A 20843-nucleotide genomic window follows, 5' to 3' on the forward strand; every position below is an offset into this window, starting at 1 on the left:
TGCCGCCGGTTCACTCCGGCGGCAGGACCCACCCGAGGGCGTGGTCGACGGCCCGGTTCCACTGCGCCGACTCGCGCTTGCGCACCTTGGCATCCATCTGCGGCCGCCACACGGCGGCGACGTGCCGGTGGTGGCTGAGCGTCGCCAGGTCGGACCAGTAGCCGACCGTGAGCCCTGCGGCGTACGCGGCGCCGAGGCAGACGGTCTCCGAGACGAGGGGCCGCTCGACCGACGCGTCGAGCACGTCGCTCAGCATCTGCATCAGCAGGTGGTTCGACGTCATGCCGCCGTCGACCCGCAGGGTCTCCAACGTCAGGCCGAGGTCGCGCCGGATCGCCTCGACGACCTCCCAGGTCTGCCACGCGGTGGCCTCGAGCACGGCGCGTGCGAGGTGCGCCTTGGTGACGAACGAGGTGAGGCCGACGATCACCCCGCGAGCGTCCTGGTCCCACCGAGGGGCGTACAGCCCGGAGAATGCCGGCACGATGTAGCACCCGCCGTTGTGGTCCACCGAGCGCGCGAGCGTCTCGATCTGCGGCGCTGTCGGGATGATCTCGAGGGCGTCCCGCAACCACTGGACGAGGGATCCGGCCATCGCGATCGAGCCCTCGACGGCATAGACCGGGGCGTCGTCGCCGAGCGCGTACGCGACGGTCGGCAGCACGGACGGACCGGGTGTGGGCCGCTCGGGGCCGGTGTTGATCAGCAGGAACGCGCCGGTGCCGTACGTGCACTTGGCATCTCCGGGCTCGAAGCAGGTCTGGCCGAACAGTGCTGCCTGCTGGTCGCCCAGTGCCCCGGCGATCGGCACACCCTGCAGTGGCGCGACGCACGTGCCGTAGATCTCTGCGTTGGAGCGGATGCTCGGCAGCCCGGCTCGGGGGATGTCGAGCAGGTCGAGCATCGTGTCGTCCCACTGGCCGGTCGAGAGGTCCATCAGCATCGTGCGGCTGGCGTTCGTCACGTCCGTGACGTGCACCCCGCCGTCGAGACCACCGGTGAGGTTCCAGATCAGCCAGCTCTCCATCGTGCCGAACAGCAGCTCGCCGGCCTCGGCCCGCTGGCGCAGCCCGCGCCGGTGGTCGAGGAGCCAGCGGAGCCGAGGGCCGGCGAAGTAGGTGCGCGGTTGCAGCCCGGTCACCGCCATGACCTTGTCGGTCGCGCCCTTGGCGACCAGGTCGTCGACGATGTCTGACGTACGTGTGTCCTGCCACGTGATCGCCGGCGCGACGGATCGCCCGGTCGTGCGGTCCCAGACCACCGTGGTCTCGCGCTGGTTGGCGATGCCGAGGGCCGCGACCTGCCGGTGGTGGAGCCCCGCCTGCGCCAGGGCCTCGGGGACGAGACGCTGCACGTGCCGCCAGATCTCGTCGGCGTCCTGCTCGGCCCACCCCGGGCGGGGGAACGTCTGGTGGTGCTCGCGCTGGGCCAGCGAACGGGTCCGCCCCTGCCGGTCGAAGATCATGCACCGCGTCGACGTCGTGCCTTGGTCGATCGCGGCGATGACGGTCTCGTTCACGCGTGCAGCCCGAGGGAGCGGGAGATCGAGGCGGCCGTGTCGACCGTCGCGCGGATGATCGTGTCGAGCGGTGGGCCGGCGTGGCGGAACACCTTCTCGACCGGCCCGGTCACCGCCAGCGCGCCGACCCCGATGCCGCCGTAGCCACGCAGGGGCACGGCGAGGGCCCCGATCCCGGGTATGAGCTCGCTGCCCTCGGACGACCAGCCGCGTGCACGGATGCGGTGCAGCTCGGCGTCCAGCGCCGCACGGCTGACCAGGGTCCGCGGGGTGTAGCGCTCCAGAGCCCGGGGACTCGACGGCGTGCCGGCGACGAACCCGAGCATGATCTTGCCCAGGGCGCTGGCGTGGAACGGCAGCACCTCGCCGATGCGCAGCTGCTGCAACGAGCCGCCCGGCCGGAAGACGTGGTGCACGATGCGGGCGCCCTCGGGATCGGGGAAGCCGATGTGCACCTCGAGGCGGGTGCGCGATGCCAGCGCGTCCGACCAGTTCATCGCGTGCGAGCGCAGGTCGTTGGGGTCCAGCCCCGACTCGTGGAGGTTGCGGATGCCGTCGCCGAGCGAGTAGTCGGACGTGACCCGGTCCTGGTGGACGAACCCCACGTCGCGCAGCGTGCGGACGAGTCCGAAGATCGTGGGTTTGGGCAGGTCAAGGGCGTCGGCGATCTCGGAGAGACGCAGCGGACGACCCGCCCCGCCGAGGATCCGAAGCACCGCGGCCGCACGCTCGACAGATTGGATGGCCCCCGGCACATCAGTGACGTTAGCGCGCACATGGTGAGGCGCCAGACCACCCGTTCGACGATGTCGAACGCTCGACCTTGAGCCACCTCATACCCGGTCCTAGCGTCGCTCGAGGCGGCACGAGCCGCCCAGACAGTGGGGGGTACGACGACATGAAGAAGAACACTCTTTGGGGTGAGATCTCGGCCGAGCTGCTCGGCACGATGGTCCTCATCCTGTTCGGCACCGGTGTCGTGGCGCAGGTCGTCACGGGCGACGGCGCCGCAGGCGACCACGACTCGATCGCCTGGGCCTGGGGCATCGGCGTGACGCTCGGCGTCTACGTCGCGGCGCGCATCTCGGGGGCGCACCTCAACCCCGCCGTCACGATCGCCCTCGCGGCGTTCAAGGGCTTCGAGTGGCGCAAGGTCGCGCCGTACATCGCGGCACAGGTCGCCGGTGCGTTCCTCGCCGCGCTGATCATCCGGGCGACGTACGCCGACCTGATCGACAAGCTCGATCCCCACCACACGTACGACACGCAGGGCATCTTCTCGACGTCGCCGACCGCCGGTGTGTCGATCCCGTCGGCGTTCCTCGACCAGGTCGTCGGCACGGCGATCCTCGTCTTCGTGATCTTCGCCCTGACGACGGCCACCAACAACCCGCCGATGGCCAACATCGGCCCGGTCGTCGTCGGCCTCCTCGTCGTCGCACTCGGCATGGCCTTCGGCGGCAACGCCGGCTACGCCATCAACCCGGCACGTGACTTCGGCCCGCGCCTGGCCTCGTGGATCACCGGCTACGGCGACGCGTGGTGGAGCACGAGCGGCAGCCACCCGCTCTACTTCTGGCTGCCGATCGTGGCGCCCATCCTCGGCGGACTGATCGGCGGTGCCATGTTCAAGTACCTCATCGAGCGCCACCTGCCCGACGAGCCGGAGGAGATCACGGTCTCCGAGCCGGTGCCCGAGCCGGCCCGTTCGGTCGCCCGCGAGGACGCGGACAGCCTCGTATGACCGCGCTCGCTCAGGACCACACCCACTCCATCGAAAGGGGCCACCATGGCTGAATACGTAGGATCCATCGACCAGGGCACGACCAGCACTCGCTTCATGATCTTCGACCACAGCGGCAACGAGGTGGCTCGCCACCAGCTCGAGCACGACCAGATCATGCCGCAGGCCGGCTGGGTCGAGCACAACCCGGCGGAGATCTGGGAGCGTACGTCCGCCGTCATCCAGACGGCGCTCACCAAGGCCGGGCTCGGCGCCGAGGACCTCGCGGCGCTCGGCATCACCAACCAGCGCGAGACGACGGTCGTCTGGAACAAGAACACCGGCCGGCCCTACTACAACGCGATCGTGTGGCAGGACACGCGTACCGACCGCATCGCCAGTGCGCTCGACCGCGACGAGCGCGGCGACATCATCCGGCGCAAGGCCGGGCTGCCCCCGGCCACGTACTTCTCCGGCGGCAAGATCCAGTGGATCCTCGAGAACGTCGAGGGTGTCCGCGAGGCGGCCGAGAAGGGTGAGGCGATCTTCGGCAACACCGACAGCTGGGTCATCTGGAACCTCACGGGTGGCCGCAACGGCGGCGTCCACGTCACGGACCCGACCAACGCCAGCCGCACGATGCTGATGGACCTCGAGACCCTCGAGTGGGACGACGAGCTGCTCGGCTTCTTCGACATTCCGCGGGCCATGCTGCCGGAGATCAAGCCGTCGTCGACCAAGGAGCCGTACGGCCTGACGCTCGAGAGCGGGCCCTTCGGCGGCGAGGTGCCGATCACCGGCATCCTCGGCGACCAGCAGGCGGCCACCGTCGGCCAGGTCTGCTTCGCCCCTGGCGAGGCCAAGAACACGTACGGCACTGGCAACTTCATGCTGCTCAACACCGGCACCGAGCTCGTCCGCAGCAACGCGGGACTGCTCTCGACGGTCTGCTACCAGTTCGGCGACGACAAGCCTGTGTACGCCCTCGAAGGGTCGATCGCGGTGACCGGGTCGGCCGTGCAGTGGCTGCGCGACCAGCTCGGCATCATCTCCGGCGCCGCGCAGTCCGAGTCGCTCGCCAGCCAGGTCGAGGACAACGGTGGCGTGTACTTCGTGCCGGCGTTCTCGGGACTCTTCGCACCGTACTGGCGGTCCGACGCCCGTGGGGCGATCGTCGGCCTGTCGCGCTTCAACACCAACGCCCACCTGGCGCGGGCGACCCTCGAGGCGATCTGCTACCAGTCCCGCGACGTCGCCGAGGCGATGGAGAAGGACTCCGGCGTCGTCCTGGAGGTGCTCAAGGTCGACGGCGGCGTCACGGCCAACGAGCTGTGCATGCAGATCCAGTCCGACGTCCTCGGCGTCACGGTCAGCCGACCGGTCGTCGCAGAGACGACGGCGCTCGGTGCCGCGTACGCAGCGGGCCTCGCAGTCGGCTTCTGGAGCTCGACCGACGAGCTGCGCGAGAACTGGAACGAGTCGAAGCGGTGGGAGCCGCAGTGGGACGACGAGCAGCGCGAGACCGGGTACGGCCAGTGGAAGAAGGCCGTCACCCGGACCCTCGACTGGGTCGACGTCAGCTAGTCGCAGCACCGCCGATCACCACGACATCGAGAGGTACGAGCATGAGGTCAGCACCCCTGTCCCCGCAGTCCCGCGAGGACGCACTCGAGGCGATGGCCGCCACGACCCTCGATGTCCTGGTGATCGGTGGTGGCGTCGTCGGGGGAGGAGCAGCACTCGACGCCGCCACGCGTGGCCTGACGGTCGGCCTCGTCGAGGCCCGTGACCTGGCGTCCGGCACGTCCAGCCGGTCCAGCAAGCTCATGCACGGTGGACTGCGCTATCTCGAGATGCTCGACTTCCGGCTCGTGGCGGAGGCGCTCAAGGAGCGCGGGCTGCACCTGCAGCGGCTGGCGCCCCACCTGGTCCGGGAGGTCCCGTTCCTCTATCCGCTGCAGCACCGGGCGTGGGAACGCGTCTACGCCGGTGCCGGTGTCGCGCTGTACGACGCGATGAGCAAGGCCTCGGGCTACGGAGCGGGCGTCCCGCTGCACCGGCACCTGACGCGACGCGGCGCGCGGGCCATCGCCCCGTCGTTGCGCAAGGACGCCCTCGTCGGGGCGCTGCAGTACTACGACGCCCAGGTCGACGATGCCCGCCACACGATGTTCCTGTCGCGCACCGCGGCGGCGTACGGGGCGCACGTGGCCACACGCGCCAGGGTCATGTCGCTGGTCAAGGAGGGCGGCCGGGTGGTCGGGGCGGAGGTGCGCGACCTCGAGTCGGGCCGCACCATCACCGTCCGGGCACGGCAGGTCGTCAACGCGACCGGTGTCTGGACCGACGAGACGCAAGCCTTCGCGGGGGAGCGCGGCCAGTTCCACGTGCGCGCCAGCAAGGGCGTCCACCTCGTGGTGCCCCGCGATCGCATCCGCAGCGACTCGGGCCTGATCCTGCGCACCGAGAAGTCGGTCCTCTTCGTGATCCCGTGGGGCCGCCACTGGATCATCGGCACGACCGACACCGACTGGTCGCTGTCGAAAGACCACCCAGCCGCGAGCCGCAGCGACATCGACTACCTGCTCGAGCACGTCAATAAGGTCCTCGTCGAGCCGCTCACTCACGACGACGTGGTGGGTGTCTACGCCGGGTTGCGGCCCCTCCTGCGTGGTGAGGACGAGGCGACCAGCAAGCTGTCCCGCGAGCACGCGATCGGGCATGCCGCGCCTGGGCTCATCGTGGTGGCGGGCGGGAAGTACACGACGTACCGGATCATGGCCAAGGACGTCATCGACGAGGTGGCCCACGCGCTGGAGGGACAGCTCGACCGTCGCGTGCCGCCGTCGACCACGGAGCACGTCCCCCTGCTCGGCGCCGAGGGCTGGGATGCCGTGTCCAACCAGCGGCAGCTCCTCGCGCGGGACTCCGGGCTCCACGACGAGCGGATCGTCCACCTGCTCGGCCGCTACGGGTCCTTGATCCACGAGCTCCTGGCGCTCGTCGCCGAGGACCCGGACCTGGGCCTGCCGCTCGACGGCGCGCCGGACTACCTGCGCGTCGAGGTCGTCTACGCCGCCACGCACGAGGGGGCGCGCCACCTCGACGACGTGCTCACCCGGCGTACGCGCATCTCGTTCGAGGAGTTCGACCGCGGCGTGACGGCGGCGCCGATGGTCGCGGACCTGATGGCGCGAGTCCTCGGCTGGGACGAGTCACAGCGGGCCAACGAGGTCGACCACTACGTCAAGCGGGTCGAGGCCGAGCGCGAGAGCCAGACCATGCCGGACGACGACACCGCCGACGCGGCGCGCAAGGGTGCTGCGGACGTCGTGCCCGTGACCGTTGCGGGCTAGGCGGTCCTGTCGCGGCGCTGGTCGATCACCAGGGTGATCAGGGCCAGTGCCGCAAGGCCGGCCACCGCGGCGGAGAACGACGTGCCGGCAGACGTCAGTCCCCAGTGCTGGGCGGCGACGCCCTCGCCGATCACCGGCAGTGAGATCGCCACGTACGCGACGACGAAGAATGCCGAGGTCACTCCGGCCCGCTCATGGGGGTCGACCTTGGCCAGCACCGACGCGAGACCCTTGCTGAACGAGAGCCCTTGCCCGGAGCCGGCGGCGACGGCCGCGAGCACGATGAGCGGCACCGACTCCGTCTGCAGGCCCCAGACGAGGACGAGCATGCCAACCACCAGGAGCGCGCAACCGGCGTTGACCGCGTGCGTCGTCGAGACGCCCTTGAGCACGACCTGCGCGACGACCGAGGCGCCGAACACCGTGAACACGACGAGCCCCTCGAACGCCGGGCTCGGGTCGGTCAGCGCCTGGGCGACGAACCGGGGCGAGACCGCCACGAACAGCCCCATGACGGCGAACCCGGCGAAGCTCGCGGTACCGGCGGCGACGAACGTCGTACGCACCTTGGCAGGGACCGCGAGCCGCTGGAAGGACGGGCGTGCACCCGCCACCACGTCAACCGTCTCGGCGACCCACCACACGAGGGCGACGGCGATCAGCGAGAGGCCGAGGTGGACGAGGAACGCGAGGTGCACGTCCCACGGGAGCCAGTCGACGAACGCGCCCGCGACGAGCGGTCCGAGTCCCAGCCCGCCGATGTTGGCAGCCGTCGCCAGCAGCGCCGCGCGGGATCGCCAGCTGGCGGGGGCTGCCTCGACGACAGCGGCCGTGGCGGTGCCGACGAAGATCCCGGCGGACAGTCCCGAGAGGACGCGGCCGGCGAGCAGCGCGCCGGTGTTGCCGGCGAGCAGGAAGACCACGTCGCTGGCGATCGCCAGCGCCAGCCCGGCCAGCAACAGGGGACGACGGCCGAGGGCATCGGACCACCGGCCGAACGCGAGCAGCGCGGCCAGGACGCCGAAGGCGTACGTCGCGAAGATCACCGTCGACATCGTGATCGAGAAGCCGAAGCGCCCCTGGTAGATGACGTACATCGGCGTGGGCAGGGTCGTGCCCATCATCGTGACCGCGAACGCGTACGCCAGAGCCGCGAACGCGCGACCACCGCTGAGGGACGTCATGACCGAGGTCAACCAACGACGTCGGCGACGCCTTCCCGACGTGCTCTGAATCACTGCACCGGCCGGTACAGTAAATGGCCCACGCACGCGATACGCTCGGGGGGACGCCGACCACCCTCGGCGCAGTGTTCCGCCGGTGTGAGATCCACCCCGGTCGTGAGGAGGATTCGTGGCGCGCATCATCAACCAGGTCGCGGTGTTCGGGCTCGGCAAGGTCGGCGAGCTCGTCGCCGTCATGCTGGGCGAGTCGGGTTTCAAGGTCATCGGCTACGACTCGGCACCCCGTGACGACCTCGGGTTCGAGGTCAAGCCGCTCGACGTGCAGGACACTGCCGGGCTGCGGGAGTCGCTGCGAGGCGTCGACGCCGTCGTGTCGTGCCTGCCCTATCACCTCAACATCGACGTCGCCGAGGCCGCGTACGACGCCGGCACCCACTACTTCGACCTGACCGAGGACGTCCCCACGACCAACCGGGTCATCGAGCTCGCCGCCGAGAAGCCTGGTGCCGCGTTCGCCCCGCAGTGCGGCCTCGCTCCGGGACTGATCGGCATCATCGGCGCCTCGATCGCCAAGACGTTCGACGAGATCCGCTCGATCGAGCTCAAGGTCGGCGCGCTGCCGCAGAACCCGACCGGCCTGCTCGGCTACGCCATCAACTGGTCGCCGGAGGGCGTCGTCAACGAGTACCTCAACGACTGCGAGGTGCTGCGCTCCGGCAACCGGCAGATGGTGCCGGCGATGACCGAGAAGGAGCGGGTGTTCATCGGTGGCATCGAGCTCGAGGCCGCGTTGACGTCCGGCGGTCTCGGCACGATGTGCGAGACGTACGAAGGCCGCGTGCACCGCCTCGACTACAAGACCCTCCGCTATCCGGGCCACTTCGACCAGATGCACTTCCTGTTCGACGAGCTCAACCTCCGCGAGCAGCGCGACCTCGTCGGCAAGATGCTGGTCGACTCCAAGCCCCCGGTCAGCGACGACGTCGTGTTCATCCACGCAGCCGTCGAGGGCGTCAAGAACGGTCACCCGTTCCGTGAGAACCACGTGCGCGCCTACAAGCCGCTCGACATCTCCGGCCGCATGTGGCGCGCGATCTCGTGGACGACGGCCGCCTCGGCGGTCAGCGTCGTCGAGCTCGTCGCCGATGGCACGCTGCCGCACACTGGATTCATCAAGCAGGAGGACATCACGCTCGAGCAGCTGTTCTCCACACAAGCCGGGCGTCATTTCGCCGAGCAGGGAGAGGTCTGACATGACCGACATCGCCACACGTACGCAGGACATCCTCGACCGCCTCGGCGCGGGCAACCCGTTCGTCGCCGACGGCGACCTGGTGTGCCGGTCGCCGATCGACGGCGGCGAGATCGGCCGGCTCCGGTCGCACACCGCCGACGAGGCGGCCGACGTGATCGGTCGCGCCCAGGCAGCCTTCGAGCAGTGGCGCAGCGTCCCCGCGCCCGTACGCGGCCAGTTCGTCCGCGAGCTCGGTGAGCTGCTGCGCGAGCACAAGGACGATCTCGGTGCCCTGGTCTCGATCGAGGCCGGCAAGATCGTGTCCGAGGGCCTCGGTGAGGTCCAGGAGATGATCGACATCTGTGACCTGGCCGTCGGCCTGTCGCGCCAGCTGCACGGCCTGACGATCGCCACGGAGCGTCCGGGCCACCGCATGATGGAGCAGTGGCACCCTCTGGGCGTCGTCGGCGTCATCTCGGCCTTCAACTTCCCGGTCGCCGTCTGGTCCTGGAACGCCGCTCTCGCATTCGTGTGCGGCGACGCCGTGGTGTGGAAGCCGTCGGAGAAGACGTTGCTCACCGCCCTCGGCTGCCAGGCTCTGGCTGCCGAGGCCGCTCGTCGTGCGGGTGTGCCCGAGGGCCTGTCGGCCGTGCTGCTGGGCGACTACCGCATCGGTGAGGTGCTGGTCGACGACCCGCGCGTGCCGCTCGTCTCGGCGACCGGCTCGACGCGCATGGGCAAGCAGGTCGCGCCCCGCGTCGCGGCCCGACTCGGACGTACGCTCCTGGAGCTCGGCGGCAACAACGCCGCGATCGTCGCCCCGTCGGCCGATCTCGACCTGGCCGTCCGCGGCATCGTGTTCTCCGCCGTCGGCACCGCCGGCCAGCGCTGCACGTCGTTGCGACGCATCATCGTCCACGAGTCGATCAAGGACGACCTCGTCGCGCGCCTCAAGGCGGCCTACGAGACGTTGCCGATCGGCTCGCCGCTGGAGGCGTCCACGCTGGTCGGACCACTCGTCGACAAGCCCGCGTTCGACGCGTTCGGCGCCGCCGTCGAGCAGGCCACGGCCGATGGTGGCGAGCTCGTCACCGGTGGCACCGCGGCCGACGTCGAGGGTGGCGGGCACTACGTCCACCCCGCGATCATCGACATGCCCAAGCAGACCGAGATCGTCAAGGCCGAGACGTTCGCCCCGCTGCTCTACGTCCTGACCTACACCGACCTCGACGAGGCGTTCGCGCTGCACAACGAGGTCGCCCAGGGCCTGTCGTCGTCGATCTTCACGCTCAACGTCCGCGAGGCCGAGCAGTTCATGTCGGTCGTCGGCTCGGACTGTGGCATCGCCAACGTCAACATCGGCCCCTCGGGTGCCGAGATCGGTGGCGCGTTCGGCGGCGAGAAGGAGACCGGCGGCGGGCGTGAGTCCGGCTCCGACGCCTGGCGCGCCTACATGCGCCGGTCGACCAACACGGTCAACTACTCGACCGAGCTCCCGCTCGCGCAGGGCGTCGAGTTCGTCTAGGCCCAGATCGCCGGAGCCACCTGATCGCGTGGCTCCGGCGGCAGGCGCTCGGCGACGCCGTCGGCGAATCGCCGCGCGGTCCACGCCGCGGCGGCCGCGTCGGCGACATCGTCCGGAGCGGCACCGCGTACGCGCGCGGTCGGCACGACGATGCCTTCCCGCTCCAGCAGGCGGCGGCGAAGGGCGGCGCCGGCGGGCGTCCGCTTGGGCTCCAGCACGACTGTGCCGTTCTTCGCGGCGAAGCAGACCTCCGGGTGCACCTCGATGACCGGCACGCCCGGCTCGGTCGCCAGCCAGTCGTGCACGTCGGCGATCTTGGGCAGGATGCCGAAGGCCTGCCGGCTGAGCCCCTTGCCGAGCGCCGCCCGGTTGGCGGCGTTGGCCTCGTCGTACGTCTCGGCGCGCAACGCGCTCGGCGCCGGCGAGCTGAACACGGTCGACGCCCGCCCGGGCAGGCGCCGGCGGGCGTACGCCTCGGGCGCCCGGTCACCGTCGGACGACAGGCCGATGGGCGTGTCGATCGCCACGACCTCGATCGGGAACCGGCGCATCGCCTGGAGGACCAGCTGCTCGATGTCGAGCGCGACGAACGTGCTGACCTCGTCGCCCCATGCCACGCCGACCCAGCCCACGGAGCACCCGTCAACGCCCAGCACCGTCATGGGCCGATCCTTGCACTGGCAACTGTCGGTGCCGCGCGAGAGGGTGGCGTGATGACCAGAGAATTCCAAGTCACGTTCGACTGCGCCGACCCGGCCGCGCAGGCCGGGTTCTGGGCCGAGGTGCTCGGCTATCAGCTGGAGGCGCCTCCCGAGGGCTTCGAGACCTGGCCCGACGCGCTCAAGGCGTTCGGCGTGCCCGAGGACCAGTGGAACTCCAGGTCCGCCCTGCGACCGGTCGACGGCGACGGTCCGCGGATCTTCTTCCAGCGCGTGCCCGAGGGCAAGACCGTCAAGAACCGCGTGCACCTCGACGTACGCGTCGCGCCCGGGCTGACCGGCGACGAGCGGATGGCCGCGTTCGAGGCCGAGGCCACCCGGCTGGAGGCCCTCGGAGCGACCCGCGCTTATCGCGTCGACCCGGAGCCGCCCTTGGAGAGCGGATTCATCACGATGCGCGATCCCGAGGGCAACGAGTTCTGCCTCGACTAGCGCGTCCGGTTCTCCTTGCGCCACATGAGCTTGAGCCCCGACCAGTCGGTGTCGATCGCGGCGACCTTCACGTCGACCAGGCCGAGCTCGAGCGCACCGTCGCGGATCGCGTTCTCGGTGACGTCGCTGACATGCCCGGCTGCCTTGCGCGGCCAGGCGACCCAGAGCGATCCGGCGGGGAAGATCCACTCGCCCCACGCGGGCAGCTGGTCGAGCTCGGCTGCGGAGCGTACGAACACCACCGCGACGTCCGTCGGCCCTCCGGCGACGAGCTCGACGTCATCGAGCGGCTCCGCGAACGCCCACCCGGCGTCGGCGCCGACGAGCGCGAGGCGCAGGCCGGGCTTGATGCCGAGCTTCTTGAGCTGCGGCGTGCCCGAGTAGCCGGAGTCCTGCGCCATGGACCGACACTAGTGCTCGCGCCGCGTGCCGGGGCACAATCGTCGGTCCCGCACGGCACAATGGACAGGTGAGCCTCTACCGTGACGCCGGCATCGTGCTGCGCGTCCACAAGCTCGGCGAAGCCGACCGCATCATCACGCTCCTCACGCGTGACCGCGGCATCGTGCGCGCCGCGGCCAAGGGCATCCGCAAGACCACGTCCCGGTTCGGCGGCCGGCTCGAGCCGTTCATGCACGTCGACCTCCAGCTCGCCGAGGGCCGCTCGCTCGACATCATCACGCAGGTCGAGACGATCAACGCGTTCGCCAAGGACCTCGGCGGCGACTACGCGGCCTACACCGCCGGCACCGCGATGCTCGAGACCGCCGAGCGCCTCGTGCAGGAGGACGGCGAGCCCGCCGTGCCGCAGCTCCAGCTCCTCGTCGGGGCGCTGCGCGCGCTCACCGAGGGGCGCATGACGCCGAGCCTGATCCTCGACTCCTACCAGCTCCGGGCGCTGTCGATCGCGGGCTACGCCCCGACGTTCGACGCGTGCGCCCGCTGCGCAGCGGAGGGGCCGCACCGCAACTTCCACGCCGCCTCGGGTGGCATGTTGTGCGACGACTGCCGGGTCGCGGGATCAGCCGCGCCGTCGCCGTTCACCGTCTCGCTGCTCGCCGGGCTGCTGAGCGGCGACTGGGTCGCCGTCGGCACGTCGGACGACCGGTCCCGCCGCGAGGCCAGCGGCATCGTCAGCGCCTACCTGTCGTGGCACCTCGAGCGCGGACTGCGTTCGTTGAGCCACGTCGACCGGTAACCGCATGAAGCGTTCCGTACGCCAGCCGGTCCCGCACGCCTCCGGCGCGAAGCCTCCTGCGTTGCCGCTCGAGCAGGTGCCCCGGCACGTCGCGATCGTCATGGACGGCAACGGTCGTTGGGCCAAGCAGCGGGGCCTGCCACGCACCGCCGGCCACGAGATGGGCGAGTCGGCGCTGTTCGACGTCGTCGAGGGTGCCATCGAGATCGGCGTCAAGGCGATCTCGGCCTATGCGTTCTCGACCGAGAACTGGAAGCGGTCGCCCGACGAGGTGCGGTTCCTCATGGGCTTCAACCGCGACGTCATCCGGCGCCGGCGCGACGAGATGCACGAGCTGGGCGTACGCGTGCGGTGGGCCGGGCGGCGACCTCGCCTCTGGCGCAGCGTCATCAAGGAGCTCGAGACCGCCGAGGAGATGACGAAGCACAACGACGTCCTGACCCTCACGATGTGCGTCAACTACGGCGGCCGGGCCGAGATCGCCGACGCCGCCGCAGCGCTGGCGCGCGATGTCGCGGCCGGCAAGGTCAACCCCGACAAGGTCAACGAGCGTACGTTCGCCCGCTACCTCGACGAGCCCGACATGGAGGACGTCGACCTGTTCTGGCGCACGTCGGGGGAGCAGCGCACGAGCAACTTCCTGCTGTGGCAGTCGGCCTACGCCGAGATGGTGTTCTCCGACATCGCCTGGCCCGACGTCGACCGCCGCGCGCTCTGGGCCGCGATCGAGGAGTACGCCGCCCGCAACCGCCGCTACGGCAGCGCCTGACGCGCCGATGCAACGCTTTGCGGCCGACTGGCATAAGCAAGGTGTGAGCACGCAGACGTCGGACACCGAGCTCCTGGTCAGGTCGCGCACGAGCGTCGAGGCGTTCGGCGTCATCTACGCCCGGCATGCCCCGGCCGTGCACCGCTATCTCTCCAGGCGCGCCGGAGCGGCCACGGCCGAGGACCTGCTCGCCGAGGTGTTCACGGTGGCCGTCGAGGCGCGACTCCGCGTCAAGCCGCACTCCAGCGGCTCGGCGTTGCCCTGGCTCTACGGCATCGCACGCAACGTGCTGCGCTCCCACCTGCGGCAACGCAACCCCCGGAGCCCGCACGACGACTCGTTCGACCTCGACTGGGACGCGGTCGACGCCCGCCTCGACGCGTCGTCCCTGCGGTCGCGCCTGCGTCAAGCGCTCGACCAGCTCTCACCGGGCGAGCGGGAGGTCCTGCTGCTCGTCGGCTGGGAGCAGCTCACGGTCTCCGAGGCGGCTGAGGCGCTCGGCATCAGCGACGTCGCCGCCCGCAGCAGGCTCCACCGCGCTCGTACGCGCGCGGAGTCGCTGCTGTCAGCCATCTCCCCGCAGCCCCACCGACAGGAGTCATGACCATGCACATCGACGACATCCTCGAGGACACCCGCGACACCGTCGACCCGAGTCCTGAGGCGCTGGAGCTCGGTCGCGCCCAGGCACTCGCCGCGGCCAAGGCGAGCATCGACCGGATCACCCACATCGCGCGGATCCGCACCCGGAGGCGGCGCGCGGCCGGCGTCCTCATGGTGGCGTGTGCGGCGGCAGCGGTGCTGGTCATCGCGCCGTGGGACGGAGACGTCTCCACGCCCACAGCCGAGCCCACGACCCAGGGACCGACCCCGTCGCCGCCGGTCGCCACGCCGCAGTTCCGCAACGCGTCCCAGGTGCTGCGCGCCGCGGGCACGTCGTCGGCGACGCAGGACGTCGATGTGGCGCACGCGAAGTACTGGCGGGTCGACTCCGAGTACGAGCAGGGGCACGACGGGGTCTTCCGTCGTACGTTCTGGCAGGGGCACACGACGCCCGGCTACCTCTTCGACGAGGGCTTCGGCGACGGCGGCCTCGTGACGATGGGCGTCGCGAAGTTCAGCTTCCAGCAGCAGTCACTCACGTGGGACCAGCTCCTGCACCTGACGACGTCGAAGTCGGAGCTCCTGCGGCTGCTCCGCGCCGGCACGGGCGACCTCAAGGGCGGCCCGCCGGACCACTACGCGTTCAAGACCTTGGGCGAGATGCTGGCCGAGACGCCGGCGCCGCCGGCGGTCCGCAAGGCGATGTGGGATGCCGCCGCCGAGCTCAAGGGCGTCAAGAACGACGGCGAGGTCACGGACGCCAAAGGACGCACCGGCTACGGCATCACGCTGGGCGCCATGACGTACGTCGTCGAGCCGAGCAGCGGTCGGATCCTCGAGAGCCGCATGAAGCTCGAGGACGGACTGACCTACCGGATGACCTATCTGTCGCAGGGCCCGACCGACGCCAAGCCCGCGCCGCCCACCACCACGTCCTAGCGGGCTCGGTCGCGGGACGGCGGGTGCGACCGGACCGATAGGCTGGTGCATATGCGCATTGCCAGGTTCGCGGGGGACGACGATCCCCGCTTCGGAGTCATCGGGGACGACAATGGCGTCCCCACCATCGCGGTCCTGAACGGCGATCCTCTCTACGCGGGGCTCAACCTCAGCGGTCAGAAGATCCCTCTCGCGGACGTACGCCTGCTGGCGCCGGTGATCCCGCGCAGCAAGGTCGTCTGCGTGGGCAAGAACTACGCCAAGCACGCGGCCGAGATGGGCGGCGAGGTGCCTGAGGAGCCGCTGATCTTCCTCAAGCCCAACACCAGCGTCATCGGACCCGGCGAGCCGATCTTCTATCCCGAGCAGAGCGACAACGTGCACTTCGAGGGCGAGCTCGCCGTCGTGATCGGCCGGATCTGCCGCGACATCTCCGCTGAGGACGCCGCCAAGGTGATCTTCGGCTACACGATCGGCAACGACGTCACGGCGCGCGACCTGCAGGCCAAGGACGGCCAGTGGACACGGGCCAAGGGCTTCGACACCTTCTGCCCGCTCGGGCCCTGGATCGAGACCGACTTCGACCCGTCCCAGGTCCAGGTCACGACCCGACTCGGTGACGACGTCAAGCAGGACGGCAACACGTCCGACATGGTCTTCACCGTGCCGGCGATCATCGAGTACGTGTCGTCGTTCATGACGCTCCTGCCCGGTGACGTGATCCTGACCGGTACGCCCGACGGCGTCGGCCCCATGGAGGTCGGCGACGAGGTCAGCGTGACCATCGAAGGCATCGGCACCCTGACCAACTCGGTGGTGAGCCGCAATGACTGATCGTCCCGTCGTCGCCCGTTTCTGTCCTTCCCCGACCGGCAACCCGCACGTCGGCATGGCCCGCACCGCGTTGTTCAGCTGGGCGTTCGCCCGTCATCACGGCGGGAAGTTCGTGTTCCGCATCGAGGACACGGACACGTCACGGGACAACGAGGAGTCCTACCAGCTCCTGATCGACGTCATGCGCTGGCTCGGCCTCGACTGGGACGAGGGTCCCGAGGTCGGCGGCCCTCACGGCCCCTACCGCCAGTCCGAGCGCATGGACATCTACGCCGACGTCGCCCAGCAGCTGCTCGACGCGGGCTTCGCCTACAAGGCGTACGACACCGCCGAGGAGCTGGAGGAGCGCCGCAACGCCGCCCGTGCAGCCGGCAAGCCCAGTGGCTACGACGGCCTCCACCGCAACCTCACGGCCGAGCAGATCGCGGCCTACGAGGCGGAGGGCCGCGAGCCGGTCATCCGGTTCAAGATGCCGGAGCGGACCTACACGTTCAACGACCTCGTGCGCGGAGAGATCACGTTCGACTCGGCCAACGTGCAGGACTATGTCCTCGTACGCGCCAACGGCCAGCCGCTCTACACGCTGACCAACCCGACTGACGACGCGTTGATGGGCATCACCCACGTGCTGCGTGGTGAGGACCTGCTGAGCTCGACGCCGCGGCAGATCGCGCTCTACGAGGCGTTCGCCGAGATCGGCATCGGCGGTGGCTTCACGCCGGAGTTCGGCCACCTGCCGTTCGTCATGGGCGAGGGCAACCGCAAGCTGTCCAAGCGCGACCCCGAGTCCAACCTGCTCGACTACAGGCCCAAGGGCTTCCTGCCCGAAGGCCTGCTCAACTACATGGCTCTGCTCGGCTGGTCGATCGCCGAGGATCGTGACATCTTCACGATCCCCGAGATGGTCGAGGCGTTCGAGATCGGCCGGGTCAACCCCAACCCGGCGCGGTTCGACATCAAGAAGTGCGAGGCGATCAACGGCTCGCACGTACGCCTGCTGTCGCCCGACGACCTGCGCAGACGTCTGGTGCCCTACTTCCAGGCGGCCGGCCTGATCGACGACGAGCCGACGACGATCCAGCTCGGCCTGCTGACGGCAGCGGCGCCGCTCGTGCACGAGCGCATGACGTTGCTCACGGAGGCGGTCGACATGCTTCGATTCCTCTTCGTGTCCGACGAGGAGTTCGCGATCGACGAGGCCGACGCGGCCAAGAACCTCGACGAGGCCGGCCTGCAGGTCGTACGCGCGGCACGCGATGCGCTCGATGCGATCCCCGCCGGGGGCGCCGAGTGGACGACGGCGACGATCGAGGGCGCCCTCCGTACGACGCTCATCGACGGGCTGGGACTCAAGCCGAGACTGGCATTCGGGCCCGTACGCGTTGCGGTCACGGGAAGCCGGATCTCGCCGCCGCTGTTCGAGTCGTTGGAGCTGCTCGGCCACCGCAAGACGATCGAGCGACTGGACGCCGCTCTGGGGTGATCCCGGTTTGGGCGCGAGAGGTCCGGTCGGGTAAAGTGTGACCTCGGCTCGGACCCCGTCCGAAGCCATTGGGATATGGTGTAATTGGCAACACAGCGGTTTCTGGTACCGCCATTCTAGGTTCGAGTCCTAGTATCCCAGCGAAACCCTCCGAGCAGCTCCCGAGCACGCTTTGGTAAGGTTTTGTGCGGTCGCAAGACCACCCATGGCCCCGTTGTGTAGCGGCCTAGCACGCCGCCCTCTCAAGGCGGTAGCGCGGGTTCGAATCCCGTCGGGGCTACCATGGAAAAAGACCCCCTGACCAGCGGAAGCGCTGGTCAGGGGGTCTTCCTCATCCAGGTCCGCAAGGTGCTCGGGCAACACTCGGGCAACAGCAGGTTGAGCGCGCTCGGAAGTGCGTGCCAGATCCATCGCGTCGGCGACCTCGTCGAGGCGATTCTCGAAGAGATGTCCGTACGTGTCGAGGGTCATCGTGGCCGAGGCATGACCGAGCATCTGCTGGACGACCTTGACGTCAGCGCCCGACGCGATCGCCAGCGACGCGGCAGTGTGGCGCAGCTCGTGCGGGTGCAGATCAGGAATTCCAATTGCCGTCGCCGCCACCCGGAAGGGTTTGCGGAACACGCTGACCCGTAGTGCCTCGCCACCGCGGATTCCTCCGAAGACGAGATCGTCGGGTGCCTTGCCGGCGACGTGCTGGGCGAGGTCGTCGACGAGGAACCGGGGGAGCGGCACCTCGCGTCGACGATGGGACTTAGGTGCGCCCCAGACGAGACCGTGGCCCTGGACTGGCGTGACTGATTCGGCGATGATCGCGCGGCGTTTGGTGAGGTCGAGCCGACTCACACGCAGTGCGGCCAGCTCGCCGAACCGCACGCCGGTGTAGGCGAGGAACAACACGACGAGCCGATACATCTCGTTGGTGCGCTCGTCGAGGGCCCGGTGCTTGCTGACCTCGACCGGGTAGCCACAGGCAAACGCGAGATCGTCGACCTGGGTGTGCGTCAGGTAGCGCTTCTCGTGCTTGGCCGGTCGTGGCAGGTTGACCCCGGCGGCGACGTTGCGGGTGAGTCGACCGTCCTTGACCGCCATGTCGAGAATCAGCGAGAGCACGCGGTGGATCTTGCGCACCGATGCCGGTGACTGGGTTTTGGACAGGCTGGTCACCCACACCTGCACGTCGGAGTGGGAGACCGCCGAGAGCCTGACGTGGCTCCAGGTCGGCAGGAGGTGCTTGCGCACGGCGCCCTCGTAGCGGTTGAGCGTGGTGAGCTTGACGTGGTTCTGTCCGTCGAGCCAGGTCTGGGCCCAGTCGCCGACGGTCACCCGGGCGAGCGACGGGTCGATGTAGTCCCCGGTGTTCTTGGAGCTCTCGACGCTGGTGAGGAACCTCTCGGCGTCGACCTTGCGGGTGAAGGTCTTGTTTCGCTGGTGTCCAGCAGGCGTGCGGTAGTGCGCGCGCCAGACCGTTCGTCCGTCCCTCGCCCGTTTCTCGATGCTGGCCACGGAATGCCTCCTGCTCTCAGTCTCGGTGCGTGAGCGGGCGCGTATCAAGGCGCGGCGGTCCGCTGTGGATTGTTTGCTCGTTCAGCCAGCCCAGTACGTCGCGGCGCCAGTATCGAACAGCTCGGCCGACCCGGAAGCTTCGTGGGCCAGTGCCGAGGTGGCGCCAGTAGCGCAGCGTTGCCACGGGCGCGCGTAGCAGTTCAGCCGCTTCGCCGATGGTCAGCAATTCGTCGTCGGCGCCGACGGTGTGGATGATGTGCTCGGTCATAGTGTGCTCCTCGGTGAGGTGATTGATAGTCCTGAAGGCCGAGAAGCTGCCGGCGAGAGGCCAAATGACAGACTGAATATATATACGACGCCGACGGTGCTCGGCTAATCAAGCGAGACACCGCTGCCGGTTCGACCACCCTGTACGTCGGCACGGCAGAAGTAACACTCAAGGGAACAACGCTCAGCGCGTTCCGCAGCTACAGCGTCGACGGAGAGCCCGTCATCGTCCGGGACAACGGTGGTCTCAAAGTCACTATTGCCGACCACCAAGGCACACCCGTTCTGACCATCGACGGGGCAACGCTCGCGGCGACCAAGCGGCGGCTGGGCCCATTCGGACAGCCTCTGGCGACTGTGACTTGGCCTACCTCGCGAGGCTTCCTCAATAAGCCGACCGACCAGAGTGGGACTACCCACCTAGACGCCCGTGAGTACGACCCGTCCCTTGGCAGATTCCTGTCAGTCGACCCGGTCATGGATCCAACCGATCCTCAGCAACTCAACGGATACGCGTACTCCAACAATTCGCCAATAACGATGTCTGATCCGGACGGCCAATTCCCAGGTGTCCCAAACTGGCTGAAGAATGCCGGCAAGAAGGTCCGCAACTTCGGAGTTGGTGTGGGCGGAGGCTTCACGGGAATTGCTGATTCGCTTTGGACGATATTCCCATCGAGTATCAGCTTCCGACCCAGCGGACAGCCCGGATCCTTTATGGGTGGATTCCCGGACATGCGCCTCAAATACAACCGCAAGCCGGTAGTAACTCCTTGGCTCTACAAGCACACAGGAACCGATGCGAACAGCAAGTTCACCAAGGCCGGCGAGTGGGCGTCTATCCTCATCCCGATCGGTGGCGAGGCGGCGGCCAGTGGCAAGGCTCCACGCCTCTTCGAACGGCTTGGAATCGGTGGAGCGAAGGACGTTGCAAAGTCCTCAAAGGGATGGAAACTTGGTGACGACGTCTACGCGAAGACGGCCGCAGGTAACGATCCTGCTTGGTCGACTGTGCGATCGAGATACTGGAAGAACACCGCAGCCAACCCGAAACTTGCTCGGCAATGGGACGACACAAACCTGGCTCGGATGCAACGCGGCAAAGCGCCGCAGCGGTTCAATGCGGACAAGGGAGGGTTGGAATCGATGGAGTTGAGTCACGAGCCAGTTCCGTTCAGGGACGGCGGCACCAAGTTTGTGCCACGCTGGCCGCAGGATCATGCTTCAGTTGACCCCTACCGACGACCGGGGTACTGAGATGTCGCAGAAGTTGTCCGAAAGATTCCGGGCGTCGCAGGGAGCACCGATTGACCTTGGTGGGCGCGAAATCATCATGATGTGGGAACTTGATGACCTCAGCGCCGGGGACTCAATTCGGATCCAATTCGACCCGCCACAGCTGGTGCGGCCACAGGCTCTGCGAGTCAAGTCCAGGCGGGGAACGATTGGCGTCAACGGTGAATCGCTTACTGATGTAGTTCTTTGGTCGGACAGCGCACCAGCGTCGCTCGAGATACTCGCAGAGCCCAAGTCGCCGGGCGGGTCTTTGAAC

The 20843-nt window shown here is 68.8% G+C and carries 19 protein-coding genes, 2 tRNA genes and 1 pseudogene; 15 read left to right on the forward strand and 7 right to left on the reverse strand.

Features of this window, described 5'->3' with window-relative positions; genetic code table 11:
- Positions 1–10 precede the first annotated feature (10 nt).
- Positions 11–1519 carry a glycerol kinase GlpK gene (glpK, locus tag ASE12_RS19485; protein ID WP_056404367.1) on the reverse strand — a complete coding sequence of 503 codons (1509 nt, stop codon included), beginning with the start codon at positions 1517–1519 and terminating at the stop codon, positions 11–13.
- A complete protein-coding gene (locus ASE12_RS19490; RefSeq protein WP_157413068.1) occupies positions 1516–2274 on the reverse strand; it encodes an IclR family transcriptional regulator in 759 nt (252 codons plus the stop codon). Before ASE12_RS19490 ends, glpK (ASE12_RS19485) begins: the two co-directional genes overlap by 4 nt.
- A gap of 143 nt (positions 2275–2417) precedes the next feature.
- Here ASE12_RS19490 and ASE12_RS19495 point away from each other — a divergent pair, with 143 nt between their 5' ends.
- Genes ASE12_RS19495 through ASE12_RS19505 form a run of 3 tightly spaced genes read left to right on the forward strand, consistent with a single transcriptional unit; the run spans position 2418 to position 6598 of the window.
- A complete protein-coding gene (locus ASE12_RS19495) occupies positions 2418–3263 on the forward strand; it encodes an MIP/aquaporin family protein (protein ID WP_056404372.1) in 846 nt (281 codons plus the stop codon).
- A gap of 45 nt (positions 3264–3308) precedes the next feature.
- Entirely contained in the window at positions 3309–4826 is a 1518-nt protein-coding gene (glpK, locus tag ASE12_RS19500; RefSeq protein ID WP_056404374.1) for a glycerol kinase GlpK, read from the forward strand.
- A gap of 41 nt (positions 4827–4867) precedes the next feature.
- Complete coding sequence (locus tag ASE12_RS19505; protein WP_056404376.1) at positions 4868–6598, forward strand: glycerol-3-phosphate dehydrogenase/oxidase; 1731 nt, start codon at positions 4868–4870, stop codon at positions 6596–6598.
- Here ASE12_RS19505 and ASE12_RS19510 read toward each other — a convergent pair.
- Positions 6595–7782 (reverse strand): MFS transporter, encoded by a 1188-nt coding sequence (locus ASE12_RS19510; protein WP_056404378.1) that lies wholly within the window; start codon positions 7780–7782, stop codon positions 6595–6597. The genes ASE12_RS19505 and ASE12_RS19510 overlap by 4 nt on opposite strands.
- A 169-nt stretch (positions 7783–7951) precedes the next feature.
- Between ASE12_RS19510 and ASE12_RS19515 the strand changes: the two genes are divergently transcribed.
- Positions 7952–9034 (forward strand): saccharopine dehydrogenase family protein, encoded by a 1083-nt coding sequence (locus ASE12_RS19515; RefSeq protein WP_082582415.1) that lies wholly within the window; start codon positions 7952–7954, stop codon positions 9032–9034.
- Between the two features lies 1 nt (position 9035).
- On the forward strand, positions 9036–10541 hold the full coding sequence (locus tag ASE12_RS19520) for an aldehyde dehydrogenase family protein (RefSeq protein ID WP_056404380.1): 1506 nt from the start codon (positions 9036–9038) through the stop codon (positions 10539–10541).
- On the opposite strand, the gene ASE12_RS19525 is transcribed toward ASE12_RS19520, so the two are convergent.
- Positions 10538–11203, reverse strand: a complete 666-nt coding sequence (locus ASE12_RS19525) for a DUF429 domain-containing protein (RefSeq protein WP_056404381.1) — start codon at positions 11201–11203, stop codon at positions 10538–10540. The two genes, ASE12_RS19520 and ASE12_RS19525, sit on opposite strands and share 4 nt — an antisense overlap.
- A 51-nt stretch (positions 11204–11254) precedes the next feature.
- Between ASE12_RS19525 and ASE12_RS19530 the strand changes: the two genes are divergently transcribed.
- A complete protein-coding gene (locus tag ASE12_RS19530) occupies positions 11255–11692 on the forward strand; it encodes a VOC family protein (protein ID WP_056404383.1) in 438 nt (145 codons plus the stop codon).
- On the opposite strand, the gene ASE12_RS19535 is transcribed toward ASE12_RS19530, so the two are convergent.
- Entirely contained in the window at positions 11689–12093 is a 405-nt protein-coding gene (locus tag ASE12_RS19535) for a hypothetical protein (RefSeq protein WP_056404385.1), read from the reverse strand. The genes ASE12_RS19530 and ASE12_RS19535 overlap by 4 nt on opposite strands.
- A gap of 68 nt (positions 12094–12161) precedes the next feature.
- Between ASE12_RS19535 and recO the strand changes: the two genes are divergently transcribed.
- The 8 genes from recO to ASE12_RS19575 all read left to right on the forward strand — a co-directional run bounded on the left by recO (position 12162) and on the right by ASE12_RS19575 (position 17801).
- On the forward strand, positions 12162–12890 hold the full coding sequence (recO, locus tag ASE12_RS19540) for a DNA repair protein RecO (protein ID WP_056404387.1): 729 nt from the start codon (positions 12162–12164) through the stop codon (positions 12888–12890).
- A gap of 4 nt (positions 12891–12894) precedes the next feature.
- Entirely contained in the window at positions 12895–13659 is a 765-nt protein-coding gene (locus tag ASE12_RS19545; protein WP_056404389.1) for an isoprenyl transferase, read from the forward strand.
- Positions 13660–13702: 43 nt separating this feature from the next.
- Entirely contained in the window at positions 13703–14263 is a 561-nt protein-coding gene (locus ASE12_RS19550) for an RNA polymerase sigma factor (protein WP_200955057.1), read from the forward strand.
- Positions 14260–15201 carry a hypothetical protein gene (locus tag ASE12_RS19555; RefSeq protein WP_056404392.1) on the forward strand — a complete coding sequence of 314 codons (942 nt, stop codon included), beginning with the start codon at positions 14260–14262 and terminating at the stop codon, positions 15199–15201. Before ASE12_RS19550 ends, ASE12_RS19555 begins: the two co-directional genes overlap by 4 nt.
- Before the next feature lie 51 nt (positions 15202–15252).
- Positions 15253–16035 carry a fumarylacetoacetate hydrolase family protein gene (locus ASE12_RS19560; RefSeq protein ID WP_056404394.1) on the forward strand — a complete coding sequence of 261 codons (783 nt, stop codon included), beginning with the start codon at positions 15253–15255 and terminating at the stop codon, positions 16033–16035.
- Positions 16028–17518 (forward strand): glutamate--tRNA ligase, encoded by a 1491-nt coding sequence (gene gltX, locus ASE12_RS19565; protein WP_056404396.1) that lies wholly within the window; start codon positions 16028–16030, stop codon positions 17516–17518. The genes ASE12_RS19560 and gltX overlap by 8 nt, the downstream gene beginning before the upstream one ends.
- 69 nt (positions 17519–17587) lie before the next feature.
- Positions 17588–17659 (forward strand) — tRNA-Gln (locus ASE12_RS19570).
- 66 nt (positions 17660–17725) lie between these two features.
- Positions 17726–17801 (forward strand) — tRNA-Glu (locus ASE12_RS19575).
- A gap of 212 nt (positions 17802–18013) precedes the next feature.
- On the opposite strand, the pseudogene ASE12_RS20800 reads toward ASE12_RS19575, so the two are convergent.
- Positions 18014–19024: pseudogene (locus ASE12_RS20800) on the reverse strand (tyrosine-type recombinase/integrase); the annotation flags it as partial.
- A gap of 16 nt (positions 19025–19040) precedes the next feature.
- Positions 19041–19292 (reverse strand): AlpA family transcriptional regulator, encoded by a 252-nt coding sequence (locus tag ASE12_RS19585; protein ID WP_056404398.1) that lies wholly within the window; start codon positions 19290–19292, stop codon positions 19041–19043.
- Between the two features lie 326 nt (positions 19293–19618).
- Here ASE12_RS19585 and ASE12_RS19905 point away from each other — a divergent pair, with 326 nt between their 5' ends.
- Positions 19619–20548: an RHS repeat-associated core domain-containing protein gene (locus ASE12_RS19905; protein WP_255355489.1), complete on the forward strand. Its 930-nt coding sequence runs from the start codon at positions 19619–19621 to the stop codon at positions 20546–20548.
- Positions 20549–20843 lie beyond the last annotated feature (295 nt).

It is taken from the genome of Aeromicrobium sp. Root236 (assembly GCF_001428805.1).
Taxonomy (GTDB): domain Bacteria; phylum Actinomycetota; class Actinomycetes; order Propionibacteriales; family Nocardioidaceae; genus Aeromicrobium.